This is a genomic window from Mesorhizobium sp. CNPSo 4671 (genome assembly GCF_057784245.1).
Genome location: NZ_JBWLUW010000080.1, coordinates 1 through 549, shown reverse-complemented (window position 1 = coordinate 549; position 549 = coordinate 1). Strand labels below are relative to the sequence as shown.

Genomic DNA, 549 nt, shown 5'->3' with positions numbered 1-549 from the left:
CGGCACCGGCCCGCATGGCCGTGTGGTGAAGGCTGATGTCGATGCCGCGATTGCCGGCGGCGGCGCCAAGGCAGCACCCGCGGCCAAGGCTCCGGCTGCCGCGCCGGTTGCCGCCTCCGCTCCGGCAGTGAAGCCGATGTCGGACGATCAGGTGCTGAAGCTGTTCGAGCAGGGCTCCTACGAACTTGTCCCGCATGACAATATGCGCAAGACCATTGCGCGGCGCCTGGTCGAGGCCAAATCCACCATCCCGCATTTTTATCTCACGCTCGACTGCGAACTCGATGCCTTGCTGGCACTGCGCACGCAGATCAATGCCGCAGCACCGATGAAAAAGACCGACAAGGGCGAGGCTCCCGCCTACAAGCTGTCGGTCAACGACATGGTCATCAAGGCGATGGCACTGGCATTGAAGGCGGTGCCGGATGCCAATGCCTCGTGGACCGAAAGCGCCATGGTCAAGCACAAGCATGCCGATGTCGGTGTTGCCGTGTCGATCCCCGGTGGCCTGATCACGCCGATCATCCGGCATGCGGACGAAAAGACGCT

General features: G+C 63.2%; 1 protein-coding gene. It reads left to right on the top strand.

Features of this window, described 5'->3' with window-relative positions:
- Positions 1-549, top strand: a 549-nt coding sequence (locus AC04SF_RS37460; protein WP_488481883.1) for a 2-oxo acid dehydrogenase subunit E2, incomplete at both ends; no start/stop codon positions are given.